The following is a 19,309-nucleotide window of genomic DNA, read 5'->3' as shown; positions in this document are numbered from 1 at the left end:
CTCAATAACGCCATGTCGATCACTCCTGGATCCCCCGACAAATCAGCCAGGGGAACGATCAAAACATGGGTCAATTCTCAGTGGAAATTTATGCCCCTCCCGGGTCAACTCTCAGCGGAAATCAACACATTGGATTATCAGCGGCGAAAAGACCTGGATCAGCAACGGGGCCTATTCCGATTTCCTGATCTGCCTGTGCCGGACCAGCGACGATCCGCGCGACGGACTGACCCAGATCCTGATCGACCGCCGGGAGCATGGTTATGAGGTGCGCGGGATCGACAAGATCGCCTTCAACAGCCAGTCGACCGCACAGATTTTCCTCGACGACGTGCGGGTGCCGGTGGCCAACACCATCGGAGAGGAAGGTGGCGCGCTAAAGCGCACGCTCGCGCATTTCGAAAAGTCCCGCGCTTTCGTCGCCATGCAGGCGGTCGGCCTTGCCCGCCGCGCGCTGGAAGAAGCGGTGGCCTATGCCAAGGGCCGCCGCCAGCACGGCAAGGTGATTGCCGGGCATCAGTTGATCGCGGCGATGCTGGCTGAAATGGCAACGCAGGTCGATGCAGCGCGACTGCTGGTCCATCGCGCCGCACAATTGTTCGACGCGGGAGAGCGCGCCGAAATGGAAGCGGCGATGGCGAAATATTTCGCCTGTGAAGCCGCAGTCACCGTCGCTCGGCAGGCCGTGCAGATCCATGGCGGCAACGGGGTGACCAGGGACTTCCTGGTCGAGAAGCTGGCGCGCGAAGCGATCGTCTGCCCGATCCCCGAAGGCACCACTCAGATTCAGCAACTGATTATCGCCCGCGCGCTGACCGGCGTCGCGGCCTTTTGAATCCACAGGGAGTGAACGCATGCAGATTGCCGACAAAGTCGTGGTCATCACCGGCGGTGCATCGGGCCTTGGCCTTGCCACCGCGCGCTATCTGATCGCGGAAAAGGGCGCCAGGGTCGCGCTGTTCGACGTCAACGCCGAAGCCGGCAACGCCGCCGTGACTGAACTGGGCGATAGGGCGATGTTCGTCGCGACAGACGTCACCAGCGACACCTCGGTTCGCGCCTCGGTCGCGGCGGTGGTCGATCGGTTCGGCGCGGTGCACGCCTGCATCAACTGCGCGGCGATCCTCGGCCCTAGCAAAGTGCTCGACAAGGACGGCAAGGCCACCTCGCTTGCCCGCTTTGCCCAGATGGCGATGGTCAACCTTGTCGGCGTATTCAACGTGATGAGCCAGTGCGCCGAGGCGATGACGCGAAACGAGCCCGAAAACGGGGAGGAGCGCGGCGTGGTGATCAACATCTCGTCCGGCGCGGCCTTCGAGGGGCAGGTCGGCCAGTGCGCCTATTCGGCGACCAAGGCCGGCGTCATTGGCCTGAATATCCCTGCCGCGCGCGAGCTTGGTGCGCAAGGAATCCGGGTCAACGCGATTGCGCCGGGTCTGTTCCTCACCCCCATGGCGGCACAGGTGGCGCCCGAAGTGCTGGCCTCGCTCAAAGCCATGACCGAGGCGCCCAGACGGCTGGGCGATCCCGCCGAATTCGCGCATTGCTGCGCCTTCATCATCGAGAACGCCTATCTCAATGGCGAGACGATCCGGCTCGACGCCGCCTCGCGTTTGCGGGCGCGCTAGGCGATGAAGCTCAATTTCTGCCGGGTGATGCGCGCGCTTGCCCAACGCCATGGCGATGCCGAGGCGGTGGTCAATCTCGAGCGCGGACGGAGGATCAACTTCCGCGATTTCCACCTGCTGACCAACCGCATCGCCAATGCGATCCGTGGACCATTGGGAATCGGCCTTGGCGATCGCTTCCTGTTGATTCTGGAAAATGACAATCTGGCGCTGATGCACATGGCGATGTTCCTCAAGCAGGAAGGCACGGCGGTGCTCACCAACATGCGGGATTCGCTCGAAGAGCATCGCCGCCAGATCGAATGCGTCGCGCCAAAGCTAGTGATCCTGGAAAACCGGCTGCTCGCAACGCATCTGCCGATGCTGCGCGAAGCCGGCTGCGTGGTGGTGGCCATGGATGCGGCGGCCGATCTGCCGGCCGACGTCCAGTCCCTGCCAGACCTGATCGAAACGGCATCGGACGCGGACAACGACGTCGCGCTCGAACAGAACAGCCATATCGCCATGATGCGCTTTACCGGGGGGACCACCGGCAAGGGCAAGTGCGCGATGTACACGCCGGACAATATCATGGCCTGCCGCGACAGCTTTTTCATGCATGGCGAACTGGGCTGGGATGCCGCCACGCGCGTTCTGCATGTGGCCCCCCTCTCGCACGGTTCGGCGATGCTGTACTATCCCACGCTGTTCTCGGGCGGAACCAATATCACCATGAACGCGCTCGATCTCGATGCATGGATCGACGCGGTGGAAAGCGAACGCGTGTCGCATTCCTTCCTCGTGCCTACCGCGCTTTACCGGCTGCTGGAATTGCAGAAAGCCGCTCCGCGCAATCTGGCTTCGCTACGCACCCTGATCTATGGCGCGGCGCCGATGAGCCCGGCGAAGCTTCAGGACCTGCTCGACTGCTTCGGTCCGATTTTCGTTCAGTCCTATGGCGCGACCGAGGCTGCGATGATCATCAGCCTGCTGGGGAAGGCGGACCATCGGACCGACAACGAGGCGGCGATTGCCCGTCTGGCATCGACTGGCCGGATCACGCCGGGGGTTGAGGTGTTCATCGCCGATGAGGTGGGCAACGAACTGGCAACTGGCGAGATCGGCGAAATTTACATCCGCTGTCGCGCCATTGTCCAAGGCTATTACGGCAATCCTGAGCAAACAACTGCCGAGTTCGCGGGCGATTGCTGGCATTCGGGCGATCTTGGCCGCATCGATCAGGAGGGGTATCTCTATCTTGTCGATCGTCTGAAGGATATGATCATCAGCGGCGGCTTCAACGTCTATGCCGTGGAAGTGGAAGCCGCCCTGGCCGAACACCCGGCCGTGCTGATGAGCGCGGTGGTCGGCAGGCCGCATCCTGAATGGGGCGAGGCGGTGCACGCCGAAATAGTCCTGCGCGAAGGGGCAGGTGTCGCCGAACGGGAATTGATCGACCACGTCAAAGACCGCCTTGGCAGCTACAAGGCGCCGAAGTCCCTTGCATTCGTGGATACGCTGCCCCTGTCGCCAGTAGGGAAGGTACTCCGTCGCGAGGTTCGGCAACGTTACTGGGGAAATAATGCCCGATTGATCAACTAGAGGCTGTTTTGGACTTGTGAGGAATGGTCGCTGATCGCGCCATACCTGACGCTTAAGCGAGAGGATGCGGGGCAGCGTGAGCACAGCCTTCGTGAAGTTTTCAACGGCCTGCGCTACATCGTAAAGACGGGTGCGCCATGGCGCTGGATGCCGAATGATCTGCCGCCTTGGGCAGGCCATCACCGGCGACACGGTCGATATCGCCTATGTCGATCAGGGCTATACCGGCGCACGGGCAGCCAATGCCGCAGCCGCCCATGCATCAGGCTGGAAGTCATCAAGCTGCCTGAGGCAAAACGGGGCTTCGTGCTCCTGCCACGTCGCTGGGTCGTCGAGCGTTCCATCGCGGGGGCATCCGAGGGTTGCGCATGGCGGGCACCCGTCGCATGGTCGCGCTTCGCCCTGAAAGTATCTGCGGCGTTCAAGGAGTTGCCATGAAATCTGCGGGGCGTTCCCCATCGTTGCTGTTGCGTTTCCTGCAGAGCGAAGCGGCTGGCGGCGTGGTGCTGATGCTGGCGGCGGCAATGGCGATGGTGATTGCGAACGGGTCGCTGGCCGACGCCTATTTCCACCTGCTGCATGCCGAAACCGGGCCGGTGCTGAGCGACAAGCTGGGGCCGATGACCGTTCACTTGTGGATCAACGACGGGCTGATGGCGATCTTCTTCCTGTTGGTGGGGCTGGAGATCAAGCGCGAGTTCGTCGACGGGCGGCTGGTCACCTGGCAGCAGCGGCGGCTGCCGTTCCTGGCGGCGCTGGGCGGCATGGCGGTGCCGGCGGCGTTCTTCCTGCTGGTATCCGGCGGCCATCCCGATTTGCGCGCCGGCTGGGCGATCCCGGCGGCGACGGATATCGCCTTCGCCATCGGGGTGATGGCGCTGCTGGGCAACAGGGTGCCGACGTCGCTCAAGCTGTTCCTGACCACGGTGGCGATCGTGGACGACATGGGGGCGGTGGTGATCATCGCCGTGGCCTATACCGCCAGCATATCGTGGCTGGCGCTGGCGGCGGCGGGCGGGATATTCGCCGCGTTGATGGCGCTCAACCGGATGGGGGTGCGCCATCTTGCCGTCTATCTGGCCGGCTTTGCGGCGCTGTGGCTGGCTATCCTGATTTCTGGCGTCCACGCGACGATCGCCGGCGTTCTGGCGGCGCTGACCGTGCCGATCGTGGCGACGCCCGGCGCGCCCGATGCCGAGGATTCGCCGCTGCACCGGCTAGAACATGCGCTGCATCCGGTTTCGGCCTGGTTCGTGGTGCCGGTGTTCGGGCTGGCCAACGCCGGGATCGCATTGGGCGGAAGCGGCCTGCACGCGCTGGGCGATGCGCTGCCGCTCGGCATCATCGCAGGGCTGTTCCTGGGCAAGCAGGCGGGCATTTTCTCGGCGATCTGGCTCTCGGTGAAGGCGGGCATCGCGCAGCGCCCGCGCGGGGCGACCTGGTTGCAGGTCTATGGGCTTGCCGTGTTGTGCGGCATCGGGTTCACGATGAGCCTGTTCATCGCCATGCTGGCCTTTCCCGGGGCAGCGGCGTTGATCGACGAAGCGAAGCTGGGCGTGCTGGCCGGGTCGGTGTTGTCCGGATTGCTAGGCTTCGCGATCCTGCGCCTGGCACCGCGCGCCGCCGACCAGGCCAGCGTCGAGAACGATCTGGCGCGCGAGATCGACGAAGATGGCGACGTCAAGACGCTGTGACGGTGCGGCTCAGCCGCTGAGGTCTTCCCGCAGCGCATCCTGCGCTGGCGCGCCTTGCCGTTCGAGTTCGTCCAGCGTGGCGAGCGCCATCGCGCGGTAGGCCGGCAGCACAGCGGGACAGGCGCGACGCATCGCATTGATGTGGCCGCGCACCGTATCGGCATCGCCGCGCAGAAGCGGGCCTGACAGGGCGGAAAACCCACCGGTAAGGCTGTTTTCGAGCGATGCCTGAACCAGAGGGGTGAGAAGGGCGCCGGGAGTGTCCACGCCGGCCGCGCGCAAGGCAGCGGAGGCGCCCGCAATCAGCGTGACGAGGTGATTGGCCGCGTGCGACAGGGCGGCGTGGTACAGCGTCCGATGCTCCTCGGCGATCGGGACCGCGACGCCGCCCAGCATAGCGACGACTTCCCGAGCCCTGGCGTCTGCCCGTGAATCGGCCGCCGTGATGGCGAACGGCGCACCGGCCATGCGCCGCACTTCCTGCGCGGGATCGCCGGTGAAGGTCATGGCGGGATGGATCGCGGCGGTCAGTGCGCCTTTCTCTCGCAATGGTGCCAGCAGCGCAGCGCCGCTGCGTCCGCTGACGTGAAACACGAGCGGCGCGTGGGAGCACGCACCGCCAAGCGCGAGTTCTTCGACGAGCGCAGCGATGGCATCGTCCGCCACGCAGATCGCAACCACGTCCGACCGGGCCATCAGCACGGCGCATGTCTCGGCCGTTTCGACACCGGCGATGGCAGCGAGTTTATCGGGCGAGCGGCCCCACATCGTCACCGTGGCGTGGCGGGCAAAGCCCAGTGCCAGCGCGCGCGCCACACGGCCGGCGCCGATGATGCCGATGCGGCGGATGGAGGGTGCAAATGCCATCCGCCCGCCTTAGCGTGTCAGGGCGCGTCGTTCCATCGCCCGCCGATCGCCTGGACAAGCGCGATCGCGGCGGTCTGCTGGTCGACCGTGGCCTGGATCTGCGTCTGCCGGGCGCTGAGCGAGGAGGTTTCGGCGACGATTACCTGGGCATAGTCCACCGTGCCGCTGCGGTACTGGTTGGTGACGATCGCCTCGGCCTTCGTGGCGGATTCGCTCGCTTCGGCGCGGCTGCGCGTGACCTCCGCCAGGAAGCGCGTGGCGGCAAGGTTGTCCTCCACCTGCTGGAACGCGGTCAGCACCGTCTGGCGGTATTGCGCGGCGGTCTGTTCGTATTGCGCGCGCGCCTGCACCACCTGCCCGTGGCGCGCGCCGAAATCGAGTAGCGTCATCGCGCCGCTGAGGCCCAGCGACCACAGGCTGGTGGCGGCGGAGAACAGCTGGCCCAGCGAACTGCCGTTGGTGCCGGCGCTGCCCGAAAGCGAGATTTGCGGGAAATAGGCGGCGCGCTGGATGCCGACATTGGCGTTGGCGGCGGCGACACGGCGTTCGGCGGCGGCAACGTCGGGCCGGCGTTGCAGCAGCGCGCCGGGCAGCACGCCGGGCACGTCGGGCACCACCGGGCGCCAGTTCGCTTTTGCGATGGCGAAAGTTGAGGGATTCTCGCCGACGAGCACGGCCACGGCGTGTTCCAGCACCGCGCGTTGCCGGCCGAGATCCTGCCGCGAGGCAACCGCGTTGCTGAGCGTGGTCTGCGCCTGATAGACGTCCGACCGGGCGACGGTGCCGGCGTTGTACTTGTTCGTGGCGATGGACAGCGCGCGCTGGTAATCGCCGATGGTGCGATCCAGCAGGTCGATCTGCGCATCGATCCCGCGCAACTGGATATAGTTGGTGGCAAGCTCCCCCTGCGCCGAAAGCGTGGCATTGGCGAGATCGCCCGCGCTGGCTTCGGCATTGGCCCTGGCCTGTGTCACTGCGTTGCCGAGCCGGCCCCAGAGATCAGGCTCCCAGCTGGCCCCGATGCTCAGTGCGTAGCGCGATGTGGTTGTCGTGCTGGAAATGCCATTGGCCGTGGTGGTGGTGCCGCCGTTGGCGCCGGTGATCTTCTGGCCGGCGAAGGTTTCAGAATGGGTGCCGCTGGCCGACGCGGTCAGGCTGGGGAACAGGCCCGATCGCTGGACCTGCACCAGCGCCCGCGCGGCATCATAGGCTGCGCGCGAAGCGGCGACGTTCTGGTTGGTGACGCTGACCTTGCGTTCCAGCCCATCCAGCACCGGATCGGCGAACAAGGCCCACCAGTCGCCGCGCGCAGCCGCGTCGGACGGGGTGGCGGGCGCCCATTGCGGGTCTTCCTTGAACGAGGCGGGGATCGCCACCGTCGTTGGCGGGCGATAGGTCGGGGCCATGTTGCACCCGGCAAGCAGCAACGCGGGAAAGGCGGCGAGGATGGCGCGGTTCATGCCGGGGCTCCGGTGGAAAGCGAAAGGGCGGGCGCGGGCTTGCGGCGGCGGAAGCGATCGAGCGCGAGATACACGACCGGGGTGGTCAACAGCGTGAGCACCTGGCTGGCGACCAGTCCGCCGAAGATGGCTACGCCCAGCGGCCGGCGCAGTTCCGCGCCATCACCGAAACCGATCGCCAGCGGCAGCGCGCCCAGCGCGGCGGCGAGCGTGGTCATCAGGATCGGGCGGAAGCGCAGGATGCACGCCTCGCGCACGGCTTGGGCCGGCGTCAGGCCGTGGTTGCGTTCGGCCTCCAGCGCGAAATCGATGATCATGATCGCGTTCTTCTTCACGATGCCGATCAGCAGGATGATGCCGATCAGCGCGATCAGGTCGAATTCGCTGCCCGTGGCGATCAGCGCGATCATCGCGCCGACCCCGGCCGAGGGCAGGGTGGACAGCGCGGTGAGCGGATGGATCGCGCTTTCGTAGAGGATGCCCAGCACAATGTAGATCGCCACCAGCGCGGCCAGGATCAGCAGCGGCATGGATGACGTAGATTGTGCGAAGACCTTGGCGGTCCCGCCGAATTCGCCGTGGACGGTGGCGGGCAGGGCGAGCGATGCCTGCACTTGCGCGATCATCTGAGCCGTCATCCCCAGCGAGACGCCGCGCGGCAGGTTGAACGAGATCGTGGCCGAAGGTTCGCCGTCCGAATGGCTGACTTGCGCGTTGGTCGATCCGGTGGACCAGCGCGCAATCGCCGAAAGCGGAGCCATGGTACGGGCGGATGTACTGACGGCGGTGCCGGAGGCGGTCGCCGAACCGCCCGATCCGGTGCCCCCGGTTCCGGCGGCGGCTGTAGCGGCTCCGGGGGCGGTGCCGGCGGGTAAGTAGATATTGGCCAATGCATCGGGCGAACCGTTGAACTGGCGCGCTGCTTCCATCACCACATGGTACTGGTTGAGCCCGGAATAGATGTTCGCCACCTGGCGCTGGCCGAACGCATCATAGAGCGTGGCATCCACGGTCTGCATCAGGATGCCCAGCCGCGCGGCGGCATCGCGGTCCACCTCGACGAAAGCGTTGGCGCCGGCATCCTGCTGGTCGATATCGACATCGGTGATGAGGTCCGGATGCGTCTTGAGCGCATCGACCAGCTTCTGCCCGGCCGCCTTCAGGGTATCGGGGCTGTCCGCCTTCAGCACGTATTGATAGGTGCTGTTGGTCTGCCGGCCGCCCGCCTGGAGATCCTGCACCGGATTGAGGAACAGGCTGACGCCGCGCACGCGGCCGAGCTTGGGGCGTAACCGGGCGATCACCTCCTGCGCCGGCGGGCGCTGGCTGCGCGGCTTGAGCGTGGCGAACAGGAAACCGCCACCCGCGCGCGATCCGCCGGCAAAGGCGACCACCGTGGCTACCGCCGGATCGCTTTTCACGATCCGGGTGATCCGCGTCATCTTGTCCTGCAGGTCGGTGAACGAAATGCTCTGGTCGGCGCGCACGCCGCCCATCAGACCGCCGGTATCCTGTTGCGGGAAGAAACCCTTCGGCGAAACGCCGATGAGATAAATGTTGAGCACCACCGTGCCGAGCAGGATCAGCAGCACGATCCCGCGATGCGCCAGCGCCCAGTCGAGATTGCGCGTATAGCGCGCCTGCGCCCAGTCGAACGCGTGGCGGGCGGTGCGCATGACCCGGCTTTCGCGCTCTTCGTTGCGGAGCAGCCGGGCCGCCAGCATCGGCGTGGTGGTCAGCGAGACGATCAGGCTGATGCCGACAGCGACCGCCATCGTCAGTGCAAATTCGCGGAACAGGCGCCCGACCAGGCCGCCCATGAAGATCAGCGGCACGAACACCGCGATCAGGCTGACCGAGATCGAGATCACGGTGAAACCCACCTCGCGCGCGCCCTTCAGCGCGGCTTCCATCGGCTTCATGCCTTCCTCGATGTGGCGGCTGACGTTTTCTACCACCACGATCGCGTCATCCACGACGAAGCCCGTCGCCACGGTCAGCGCCATGAGCGAGAGGTTGTCGAGCGAAAAGCCGGCCAGATACATCACGCCCAGCGTGCCCAGCAGCGATGCGATGACCGCGGCCGCAGGGATCAGCGTGGCGCGCCAACTGCGCAGGAACAGGCTGACCACCAGCACCACCAGCAGGATCGAGATCAGCAACGTGATCTCCACCTCGTGCAGCGAGGCGCGGATCGTCAGCGTCCGGTCGGACGCGATCGACAGGTGGATATCCGGCGGCAGCGCGGCTTGCAGGGCCGGCAGTTGCGCCTTGAGCGCGTCCACCGTGGCGACGATGTTGGCGCCGGGCTGGCGGCTGACGAGGATCGGCACCGCGCGTTCGCCGTTGAACAGCCCCATCGTGCGGATGTCTTCGGGACCGTCGGAGACTTCTGCGATGTCGGCAAGGCGCACCGCCGCACCGTTGCGCCAAGCGATGATGGTGTTGCGGTAATCCGCGGCATAGCGGCCCGCTTTGTTGGAATAGACCTGCCAGCTGTAGGTGCCGGTATCCATCACGCCGCGCGGGCGGTTGGCGCTTTCGGACTGGAGCGCGGTGCGCACGTCTTCCAGCGCGATGCCGAAGCGCGATAGCGCCAGCGGGTTGACCTCCACCCGCACCGAAGGCAGCGCCGCGCCGCCCAGCTCCACGTTGCCCACGCCCTGCACCTGGAGCAGTTTCTGCTGCACCACCGTGGAAACCGCGTCGTAGATTTCCGAAGCGCTGCGCGTGGGGGAAGTGAGCGCCAGGATCAGCACCGGCGCTTCGGCGGGGTTCGCCTTGCGGTAGCTGGGATTGGTCTTGAGCGTGGCGGGCAGATCCGCGCGCGAAGCGTTGATCGCCGCCTGCACATCGCGCGCCGCCCCATCGATGTCGCGCGAAAGATCGAACTGGAGCACGATCTGCGACGATCCGACGCCGGAGCGGGATGTCATCTCGCTGACTCCCGCGATCGTGCCGAGGTGGCGTTCCAGCGGCGCGGCGACGCTGCCGGCCATGGTGGAGGGGCTGGCGCCGGGCAGGTTCGCCTGCACCATGATCGTCGGGAAATCGACCGCTGGCAGCGGCGCGACCGGCAGGCTGAAGAACGCGCCGATGCCCGCCAGCATCAGCCCGATCGTCAGCAGGATCGTGCCCACAGGCCGGCGGATGAAAGGCGCGGAAATGTTCATGCGGCCGGAGCCGTTCCTGCCGCCGATGCCGGCGCGGGGGCGCGGCGCGCTTCGCGGCGTTCGCGCCAGTCCTCCAGCGCCAGGAAGATGACCGGTGTGGTGAACAGCGTCAGCACCTGGCTGAAGATCAGTCCCCCGGCGATGGCGATGCCCAGCGGCTGGCGCAGTTCATGGCCCATGCCGCCCCCGAAGATCAGCGGGATCGCGGCGAACAGCGCGGCGAAGGTGGTCATCATGATCGGCCGGAAACGCAGGTGAGCCGCCTGCCGGATCGCTTCGTGCGCGCCAGCGCCTTCGTGGCGCATCGCTTCCAGCGCGAAGTCGATCATCATGATCGCGTTCTTCTTCACGATGCCGATCAGCAGGACGATGCCGATGATGCCGATCACGCCCAGGCCCGAACCGGTCAACCACAGGCCCAGCAGCGCGCCAATGCCGGCGGAGGGCAGGGTGGAGAGGATCGTCACCGGGTGGACGAAGCTTTCGTAGAGCACGCCCAGCACGATATAGACCACCACGATCGCCGCGAGGATCAGCCACAGCTCGTTGCCGAGCGAGGACTTGAACGCGCTGGCCGCGCCGGAGAAGTTGGTCGACAGCGCGGGTGGCATGCCGATGGCCTGTTCGGTCCGTTCGATCGCCTGCACGGCCGAGCCCAGCGAGACGCCAGGGGCAAGATCGAACCCGATCGTGGCAGCCGGGAACTGCGCCTCGCGCGCCACCACCAGCGGCGTAGCCTCGGTGCGGATCGTGGCGATGGTGGAGAGCGGAACGCTCGCTCCACCCGCCAGCGGGATGCGCAGGGCGCCCAGCGCTTGCGGATCGGTGATCGAGCCGGGCTGCGCTTCCAGGATCACGCGGTTCTGGCTGGACTGGGTGTAGATGGTCGAGACGATGCGCTGCCCGAAGGCGTCGTAAAGCGCGTTGTCGATCGTCAGCGCGCTGAGGCCGAGCCGTCCGGCGGTATCGCGGTTGATGTCGACCACCACCGCGCGCCCGTCCGCCAGCACGTTGGTGGTCACGTTGCGCAGATGGCTATCGGCCTTGAGCGCGGTGACCAGCTTCGCGCCCCATTGGTCGACCAGATCCTGATCCGCGCCCTGAACCGAAAAGCGATAGGCGTTGACGCCGGTCGAGGTGTCGATCGTCAGATCCTGCACCGGGCGGAAATAGACGCGGACGCCGGGAATATCGGCCATCGCTTTCTCCAGTCCGCCCAGCACCGTATCGAGATCGCCGCGCTGCCCTTCGCCCTTCAGGTTCACCAGCATCCGGCCCTGCGAGAGCGTGGCGTTCTGGCCATCGACGCCGATCGAGGAACTCAGGCTGCCCACGGCGGGATTGGCGAGCAGGGCTTGCGCCACTTGCTGCTGAAGCGCCGCCATGCGGGCATAGCTGACATCCTGCCCGGCCGATGTCGTCACCGCGATCTGCCCGGTGTCCTGTTCGGGAAACAGGTTCTTGGGAATGACCATGAACAGCAGCCCGGTGGCCACCAGCGTTCCGGCGAAGACCACCATGGTCATCCGCCCGCGCGCCATGACCCAGTCGAGCGAGCTGGCATAGCGGTCGGCCAGCCGGTCGAACTGGCCACGCGTCCACGCGGTCACGCGGTATTCGCGTTCCTCGTGCTCCGGCCGCAGCCAGCGGGCCGAGAGCATGGGCACCAGCGTCAGCGCGACGACGGCGGAGATCAGGATGGTGACCGCGAGCGTCACGGCGAATTCGCGGAACAGGCGGCCGACCACGTCGCCCATGAACAGCAGCGGGATCAGCACCGCGATCAGGCTGACGGTGAGCGAGATGATGGTGAAGCCGATCTCGCTCGCGCCTTTCAGCGCGGCGTCGAACGGCTTCATCCCGTCCTCGATATGCCGGGCGATGTTTTCCAGCACCACGATCGCATCGTCCACGACGAAGCCCGAGGCGATGGTCAGCGCCATCAGCGTGAGGTTGTTGATCGAGAAATCGAGGAAATACATCGCCGCGAACGCGCCCACGAGCGACAGCGGCACGGCGATGCTGGCGACGACGGTGGCGCGGACCGAACCCAGGAACAGGAAGATCACCAGCGTGACCAGCAGCACCGCCAAGACCAGTTCGAACTGCACGTCCGATACCGAGGCGCGGATGCCGGCGGTGCGATCGGTCAGCAGCGTGACATGGACGTCGGCCGGAAGCTGCGCTTCCAGTTCGGGCAGCGCGGCCTTGATTGCATCCACTGTGCCGATGACGTTGGCGCCGGGCTGGCGCTGCACGTCGATGACCACGGCGGGCGATCCGTTCATCCACGAGCCGAGGCGAACATTCTCCGTCCCCTGGACCACCGTGGCGACATCGGACAGGCGCACCGGCGCGCCGCCGGCATAGGCGACGACAAGGTTGCGATAGCTGGCGACATCGGCAAGCTGATCGTTGGCGTCGATGGTCCAGCTTCTCGTCGGGCCATCGAAGCTGCCCTTGGCGGCGTTGGCATTGGCGTTGCCGATCGCGCTGCGGATCGTTTCCAGCGAAAGCCCGCGCGCGGCAAGCGCGGGTACGTTGGCCTGGATGCGCACGGCGGGGCGCTGGCCGGCGGACATCGATACGAGGCCCACGCCCGAAACCTGCGCGATCTTGTTGGAGAACTGCCGCTCGACGATGCCCTGCACTTCGCCCAGAGGACGCGTCTTCGAGGTGATGCCGAGGCTGAGGATCGGCGCGTCGGCGGGATTGACCTTGGCATAGATCGGCGGGGCGGGCAGGTCGCTGGGCAGCAGCGTGTTGGCCGCGTTGATCGCCGCCTGCACTTCCTGTTCCGCCACGTCGAGCGACAGATCGAGCCGGAACTGCATGGTGATGACCGAGGCGCCCGAGGACGAGGCCGAGGTCATGCGGGTAAGGCCCGGCATCTGCCCGAACTGGCGTTCCAGCGGCGAGGTGACGGTCAGCGCCATCACGTCGGGGCTGGCGCCGGGATAAAGCGTGGACACCTGGATCGTCGGATAATCGACCTCCGGCAAGGCCGACAGCGGCAGCACGCGATAGGCGACCAAGCCTGCCAGCAGCACGGCGATCATCAGCAGCGTGGTGGCGACCGGGCGCAGGATGAACAGGCGGGAAGGGCCGCCGGGTTCGGCGGGCGCAGGCGCGTCGAGCGCGTCTTCGGACGCCATCAGTTCCCGCCGCTCTTGGCGGAAGCGCCGCGCTTGTTGCTGCCTGTCGCTCCGCCGCCGCCCTTGCCGGCTCCCGGCAGGCGCACGGCGGAGCCATCCTCCAGCCCGTCCGCGCCTTCGGTGACGACGGTGGTGCCGGCCGCAAGCCCCGACAGGATGGCGACGCGGTTGTTGGCGCTCGGGCCGATCTTCACCGGCGTCAGCTTCACTTTGCTGTCATGCTGGAGCGTGAACACGAAATCACCCTGCGTGCCATGGCGCACGGCGCTTACCGGCACCGTCACGGCATCGTGCAGCGTCTGGACGAGCATCGCGATGTTGACGAAGCCGCCGGGGAACAGCGCGCTGCCGGGATTGTCGAACCGCGCCTTCGCCTTGACGGTGCCGGTGGAAGAATCGACCTGGTTGTCGAAGGTCAGGAACCGACCGCTCGCGATCTTGCCGTTGCTGTTCTGGTCGCGCGCCTCGACGGGAAGGCCGGCGCCGCTGCCCGATGCCTGCCCGATCTGCGAGAGCTGTACTTGCGGCAGCGCAAAGCTGACGTCGATAGGATCGACCTGCGTCACCACCACGATGCCGTTGGTGTCCGAAGGCGTCAGATAATTGCCGATGTCCACCTGGCGGATGCCGGCGCGCCCCGTAATGGGGGACTTGATCGCGGTATAATCGAGGTTCAGCGCCGCCGAACCGATCGCCGCGCGATCGGCCGCGACCGTGCCGGTCAACTGCCCCACCGTGGCGCGCTGGGTATCGACCTGCTGTCGTGCGATCGAATCCTGCTTGAGCAACGTTTCGTAGCGCGTCAGGTCCAGCCGGGCCGAGCGCAGTTGCGCCTCGTCCCGCGCCAGGTTGGCGCGCGCCTGGGCCAGCGCCAGCTGGTAGGGGCGCGGATCGATCTGGGCGAGCACCTGCCCCTGCCGCACGATCTGCCCTTCCTGAAAGAACAGCTTGAACAGCACGCCCGAAAGCTGCGGGCGCACCGTGGCGGTCACGATCGGCTGAACCGTGCCCAGCGCGGTGACGCTGACGGGCATGTCCTGCCGCGTTGCCTTTTCGACATTGACCGCCGCGGCGGGCCGTCCGCGCGATTCTCCGCCGCCGCGTTGGGAAAGCCAGCGTGCGCCCACGCCGGTCAGAACCAGACCGAGGATGACGGCACCGGCCATGAGCCATGTTTTCGTCCGGCTCGATCCGGCCGGGTGGGGCGACGGCGCGGACGCCGTTGCCTGATCGTCACGCGCAGATTTTTCTTCGACTGAAGTCATTCCAAACCGGTCCTGCCTCAATCTGCGCAAGACGGGTGTCCACGCCAGATTATCGACTCGATGGCCCCAACCGAGTTGCCGGTATGTCGGGGATCATCGGGCCGGCTGCAAGTCACAGAACGTCGCGAACCGGGTGCAAATGATTACAAGTCGTGACAGACATGGAGCTGGAATGGCCGTGCGCGCTTTTGATCGGGCGCACGGCTCTTGCAGGCTTCAGGCGCTTTCGGCAGCCGCTGCCTTGCGGGGTTTCCGGGCGCTTGCCGCCTTCTTCGCGGGCGCGGCCGGTTTGGTGGCGACGGGGTCCGCAGCCAGCTTGGCCGCCTTGGGCTTGCGACCCAGACCCAGCCGTTGCGCGACCGCGCGCCGCTGTTCCGAATAGCTCGGCGCCACCATAGGATAGTCCTTCGGCAGCTTGTAACGCTCACGGTATTCGTCTGGAGTAAGGCCGTGGCTGGTCAAGTGCCGCTTCAGGCTGCGATAAGGTTTCCCGTCGATCAGGCTGATCAGATGATCGCGCGACGCCGTGCTTTTGCGGACCGAGACGGCGGGCACGAATTCAGGTACTTCGGGAGCCGGCGCCTCGACCTTTCCGGCAAGTGCATTGCGCGTCGTTTCGATAAGCGATGCCAGCTCATTACTGGGGAGGCTGTTGTTGGCGACATAGGCACTTAACAGTTGCACCGTTAAAGCCGTCAGATCAGATTTATCCATTTCCTGCACCGCTTACCCCCTTTTTTGATCGGGCAATCTTCTCATTTGTGCTGAAATTGCCAGTCACGAAGACTTCATGCCCGGTTTTTCTATATCTGCGGGTTTACAGGCATACAATCAAAATGGTGATAATTCCCGGCCTGGGAATTGTGCCAGCTTGACACCATGTCTTCGTGCGCGGGGCGGGCGAATTTTGTGTGACACGTCCACTGTCACGGGATGGCCGGCAGCGCGGAAACGTTCAGAACTGAAGTTGCACGGTTACCGCGTCGCCTTCGGTCAGGCCTTCCGCGCGGCGGACTGCGGCCTTCACCGGCACGATCCAGCCTTGTTCCTTGCTGGGGAAGGCCGAGGTCTGCCATGCGCTGGCGCCAATCCGGATGCGAAGGCGGACGGACCCCCAGCCACGCCCCTTGCCCTGTTCAAGCCGGTCCATCAGCGCCGTGGCGGATAGCGCTTCGCCGACGCCGCCATCGATTGTCAGGAAATACCAGTTCGCGGCACTGGGGCCGGACCAGCGCCATAGCGGGGTTGTCAGGCGATATGTTTCGCCCTTCACTTCGCGCGCCGGATGGGAACGGGCAGGTTGCAGATGTCGATGCCGCCGGCCGGCCGGATATAAAACGGATCGCGCCGATTGGCGCGCGCGTCGGCATAGCGCCGGAAACTGTCGCTGATCGTGGCAAGATACTGGTAGGCGGGCAGGCCGGGCACGTCGGAGCCCTGGCGGATGGACAGGATCGGCGTGCGCTCCGGGGCGGTCTTGTAAAAGCCGATCTCGCCGGTTCCCCTCGGCAGCGAAGACAGGTGCTCCATGCCATCGATGACGCGGCCGACCAGCGCGATGTTGCGATCAAGCTGGCGCGGGGCATGGCCGATCACGGCATAGAGTTCCGCGCCCGAACCGGTATCCGGCGGCATGTCGCGGCCTACGCCCACCATGCCATAGCAGTGGACCGGCCACATGCGGTCCTTGCCGAACCCTACCGGCCAGCCGGCGTCGATGCCCGTTCCCGGGGCGTAGGCATCCGGTTTCCGGCTGATCATTTCCGGGGCGGCGAACACTTTCGACGTGTAGTCTTCCTGCGGCACGCGGGCGAGGCCGGAGGGAAGCGGTTTCGCCCGTGCCTTGTCCTCCCCGTCGGGATCACCCCACTGGACCACATAGTTGTCCTGCACGCGATTGATGCTGGTGCCATCCCACCAGTGCGCGGCGGCGAGCGTGCGGATATTGCCTATCCACCCTTGCGAGAACGGGGCGGGCAGCAACTGGATAACCACGCGGCGCGGGCTTCCCTGGCTGTCCGGGGCAAGATCCATCACGATCAGGTCTGCGGGATCGATTCGTGTCCAGTCCGCATCCGGCGCCGCCGCGACGATTTCGGCGGGCGCCATGGCAGGCGGCCGGGCAGGAGCGGGGGTGGCGCCTCGCGCGGGCATACCAGCGAGCGAGACCAGCGAGATGACGGCGAGAAGGGCGCGGGCCGGCGAGAGCAACATTTGTCTCTTGTGGCAGGCATCCGCGCCTTGCGAAAGCCGCTTCATCCCGCTAGGGCGCGTGGCTCCAAGGCATGCGGAGCGGTGGCCGAGTGGTCGAAGGCGCTCGCCTGGAAAGTGAGTATACGTCAAAAGCGTATCGAGGGTTCGAATCCCTCCCGCTCCGCCACATTATATTCATTTTCTTTGATTGATTTCGGATTGGGCCGCCGGTTCCCATAACCGCTCCCCGATGGGCGCTGCGCTCGAGGCGAACGCCAGCGGCTGGATTCGCTCCATCGGCGCACACCTCAACATTTCTCAACGTGAGCGGGGCAAGCGTCCAGTATGCTAATCGGGCAGCCATGCCGCTGCCAGCCGTGGAAGCTGGAAGCCCACACACCGAACGCGACAAGTCGCGGCTCGAAATGGCTGGCTTGTGCGGGTTGCGAGCGAGCAGTTCCTCATTGATCGCCCAGTTCAGAAAGCTGCGCCTGTTCGACATAATTGAGTTGGCGTTCGCCGCGCGGATGATCTTGATGTCGCCACGCAGCCGTGCTCGCTCCGCTGCCTCGCGGGGGCGACAGCTTCGGAAGGGCTTGGCCGGGTTGGCAGAAAGGAATCGGAGAACGTCCGGCAGGTTACGGCAATGCGTTCGTGAGGCGAAGGCGCAGGCGTCGCCTGGCCAATCACCGCGATGGTGAGCTCGCGGCTCGTTTCAGACGCCTCCCGCGTATTGGCAGACCAAGCGCGCGTCGGATCGTCGATGTAGCTGCAATACGCTTCGCCAGACATGAGGTCGTCACCAGACTGGATGCTCGCGGGTGGCGATGGAGCGATCTCAAGGAAGCGCGCGCCGGGATCGTCGTTCAGCGGTTGGAGGAGCGTTGCATCGACCGGGAGGCGCGTGCAGCAGGCGTTGAGCATCAACCGGAATATGCTGTGGCGATAGTAGAGCTTGTGCCCCCGTCGAAGCACGCCATGCGGCAAATCTCGAAGCCGTTTGCCGCAGCGAAGGCTCTCCGGGGACCGTCTTTCCGACGATCCCCGTGCATTATCAATGCTTTGAGAACAAGTGGTGCCCAGAAGAGGACTCTATCTGGCCGCCAAGTAACTGATCTCCGAGCCAGTTTTTTGCTCGGGCGATCACCGGGAGCAACAATAGCAGCCACAGCAATCGATGCCAAGCGCTCTTGAGCCGGGCGGCGTTAGTCGCATAGACTGGTCCTTGCCGATTGCCCGTGATCCGATGCGCCGGCGAATTGCCAGCGCCCGCACGTCCAACGAGAACAGAGTCCAATGAATGACGAAGTCTTGTTAGTGCTCCCTGGCGCGAAGGGGCGACCGCAGCTCAGTCGCAAGCGCGCGGACCGCGCACGGGTCGAGCATGTGTTTGCGCAGCAGAAGGCCAAGATGGGGCTGTTCATCCGCACCATCGGCATAATGCGCGCCGAGGCGAAGATCACGCTGGCCAATCTGGCCTACAACACGAACCGCCTGATCTTCCACGAACGTCGGGCTGCGATGGGATAGGTGCGCCCGGAAAATCGAAAAGCCGCCAAAAATGGAGCAATGGGGCCGCCAATGGTCGGAATTGTCGCCAAATCCGGCTGCCACCGCCCAAAATCGCTCAGATCACGTGGTTGATGGAGGCGCCCATTTTACGACGTGAAGAAGTTGGGTAGTCCATCGAGCCGCGCGTGCCGCAGGCGAGCAACGAGAAATTTCCGCGGTTCCGGTAGTATGGGAAGCGTGCGAAGCAAAGAGCCGCCTACGCCACTTATCGCGGTCAGGAAGAAGGCTAGCCTTGCATGAGCCAATCTTCGGCTTCGCTGTAGTTCAGGAACACCTTCGCCCTAGAGTCATCGATTATGCGATTTGCTTGAAACTTTAGAAGAGTTGACGAGAGGACGATTGCATATCGATCACCCTCGTGATCCAGGTATTTGGTGGGAGGGTCTAGACGTTCTGCAATATCCAGAGGCTGGACCGGAGCATCTCGCACATCCCCCAAAGATTTTCACATCCCTGAACCGGCGCCTTGCCTCGTCAACATGGGTACGCATTTTCTCATTAAAGGCCAGAGCCTCTTCGACCGTGAAGACACTCTCCATTTTGAATCTGACTATTCCACCTGTACCATCAATCTTGAACTCGAACACGCTCGCTGTAACCGTCCGGCCAGACCCGCTTGCTGAAGCGGCCCTGTGTGCTCAGGACGTCCTATAGGTCGTGCATTAGGACGTACTTTAGGACAGTCATGACGCAGGTAACGGTGCTGATGGGCGCTCGACGC

13 protein-coding genes, 1 tRNA gene and 1 pseudogene are annotated in these 19,309 nt (G+C 65.2%); 7 read left to right on the top strand and 8 right to left on the bottom strand.

The window, feature by feature from the left end; translation table 11 throughout:
- Positions 1-4 precede the first annotated feature (4 nt).
- Genes EH199_RS21825 through nhaA form a run of 5 tightly spaced genes read left to right on the top strand, consistent with a single transcriptional unit; the run spans position 5 to position 4,903 of the window.
- Positions 5-835, top strand: coding sequence for an acyl-CoA dehydrogenase family protein (locus tag EH199_RS21825; protein ID WP_370449718.1), 831 nt, complete (start codon positions 5-7; stop codon positions 833-835).
- A 19-nt stretch (positions 836-854) separates the two neighbouring features.
- Positions 855-1,628 (top strand): SDR family NAD(P)-dependent oxidoreductase, encoded by a 774-nt coding sequence (locus EH199_RS21820; protein WP_124811210.1) that lies wholly within the window; start codon positions 855-857, stop codon positions 1,626-1,628.
- A 3-nt stretch (positions 1,629-1,631) separates the two neighbouring features.
- A complete protein-coding gene (locus EH199_RS21815) occupies positions 1,632-3,209 on the top strand; it encodes a class I adenylate-forming enzyme family protein (protein WP_124811209.1) in 1,578 nt (525 codons plus the stop codon).
- Positions 3,210-3,212: 3 nt separating this feature from the next.
- Complete coding sequence (locus EH199_RS21810; RefSeq protein ID WP_370449716.1) at positions 3,213-3,647, top strand: transposase; 435 nt, start codon at positions 3,213-3,215, stop codon at positions 3,645-3,647.
- The gene (nhaA, locus tag EH199_RS21805) at positions 3,644-4,903 is read left to right on the top strand and encodes a Na+/H+ antiporter NhaA (RefSeq protein ID WP_124811208.1); all 1,260 of its coding nucleotides are present in this window, start codon (positions 3,644-3,646) and stop codon (positions 4,901-4,903) included. Before EH199_RS21810 ends, nhaA begins: the two co-directional genes overlap by 4 nt.
- Before the next feature lie 9 nt (positions 4,904-4,912).
- Here nhaA and EH199_RS21800 read toward each other — a convergent pair whose 3' ends face one another.
- The 8 genes from EH199_RS21800 to EH199_RS21765 form a co-directional block, all read right to left on the bottom strand.
- On the bottom strand, positions 4,913-5,770 hold the full coding sequence (locus EH199_RS21800; protein ID WP_124811207.1) for a Rossmann-like and DUF2520 domain-containing protein: 858 nt from the start codon (positions 5,768-5,770) through the stop codon (positions 4,913-4,915).
- A 17-nt stretch (positions 5,771-5,787) separates the two neighbouring features.
- The gene (locus EH199_RS21795; RefSeq protein WP_124811206.1) at positions 5,788-7,230 is read right to left on the bottom strand and encodes an efflux transporter outer membrane subunit; all 1,443 of its coding nucleotides are present in this window, start codon (positions 7,228-7,230) and stop codon (positions 5,788-5,790) included.
- A complete protein-coding gene (locus tag EH199_RS21790) occupies positions 7,227-10,403 on the bottom strand; it encodes an efflux RND transporter permease subunit (protein ID WP_124811205.1) in 3,177 nt (1,058 codons plus the stop codon). Before EH199_RS21790 ends, EH199_RS21795 begins: the two co-directional genes overlap by 4 nt.
- On the bottom strand, positions 10,400-13,558 hold the full coding sequence (locus tag EH199_RS21785) for an efflux RND transporter permease subunit (protein ID WP_190287382.1): 3,159 nt from the start codon (positions 13,556-13,558) through the stop codon (positions 10,400-10,402). Before EH199_RS21785 ends, EH199_RS21790 begins: the two co-directional genes overlap by 4 nt.
- Positions 13,558-14,823 (bottom strand): efflux RND transporter periplasmic adaptor subunit, encoded by a 1,266-nt coding sequence (locus EH199_RS21780; protein WP_124811203.1) that lies wholly within the window; start codon positions 14,821-14,823, stop codon positions 13,558-13,560. The genes EH199_RS21785 and EH199_RS21780 overlap by 1 nt, the downstream gene beginning before the upstream one ends.
- A 216-nt stretch (positions 14,824-15,039) precedes the next feature.
- A complete protein-coding gene (locus EH199_RS21775; protein WP_206694696.1) occupies positions 15,040-15,537 on the bottom strand; it encodes a MucR family transcriptional regulator in 498 nt (165 codons plus the stop codon).
- Between the two features lie 241 nt (positions 15,538-15,778).
- A complete protein-coding gene (locus EH199_RS21770; protein WP_124811201.1) occupies positions 15,779-16,096 on the bottom strand; it encodes a DUF1905 domain-containing protein in 318 nt (105 codons plus the stop codon).
- On the bottom strand, positions 16,093-17,037 hold the full coding sequence (locus tag EH199_RS21765) for a peptidylprolyl isomerase (RefSeq protein ID WP_124811200.1): 945 nt from the start codon (positions 17,035-17,037) through the stop codon (positions 16,093-16,095). Before EH199_RS21765 ends, EH199_RS21770 begins: the two co-directional genes overlap by 4 nt.
- A 75-nt stretch (positions 17,038-17,112) precedes the next feature.
- Here EH199_RS21765 and EH199_RS21760 point away from each other — a divergent pair.
- Both EH199_RS21760 and EH199_RS21755 read left to right on the top strand, forming a co-directional pair.
- Positions 17,113-17,203, top strand: a tRNA-Ser gene (locus EH199_RS21760).
- Positions 17,204-18,384: 1,181 nt separating this feature from the next.
- Positions 18,385-18,546 (top strand): annotated as a pseudogene (locus tag EH199_RS21755) (IS5/IS1182 family transposase); the annotation flags it as partial.
- Positions 18,547-19,309: the final 763 nt, after the last annotated feature.

The organism is Novosphingobium sp. LASN5T (assembly GCF_003856955.1).
In the GTDB taxonomy this organism is placed as follows: Bacteria; Pseudomonadota; Alphaproteobacteria; order Sphingomonadales; family Sphingomonadaceae; genus Novosphingobium.
The sequence above is the reverse complement of the archived record's forward strand: the minus strand, read 5'-3'. Positions and strand labels throughout refer to the sequence as shown.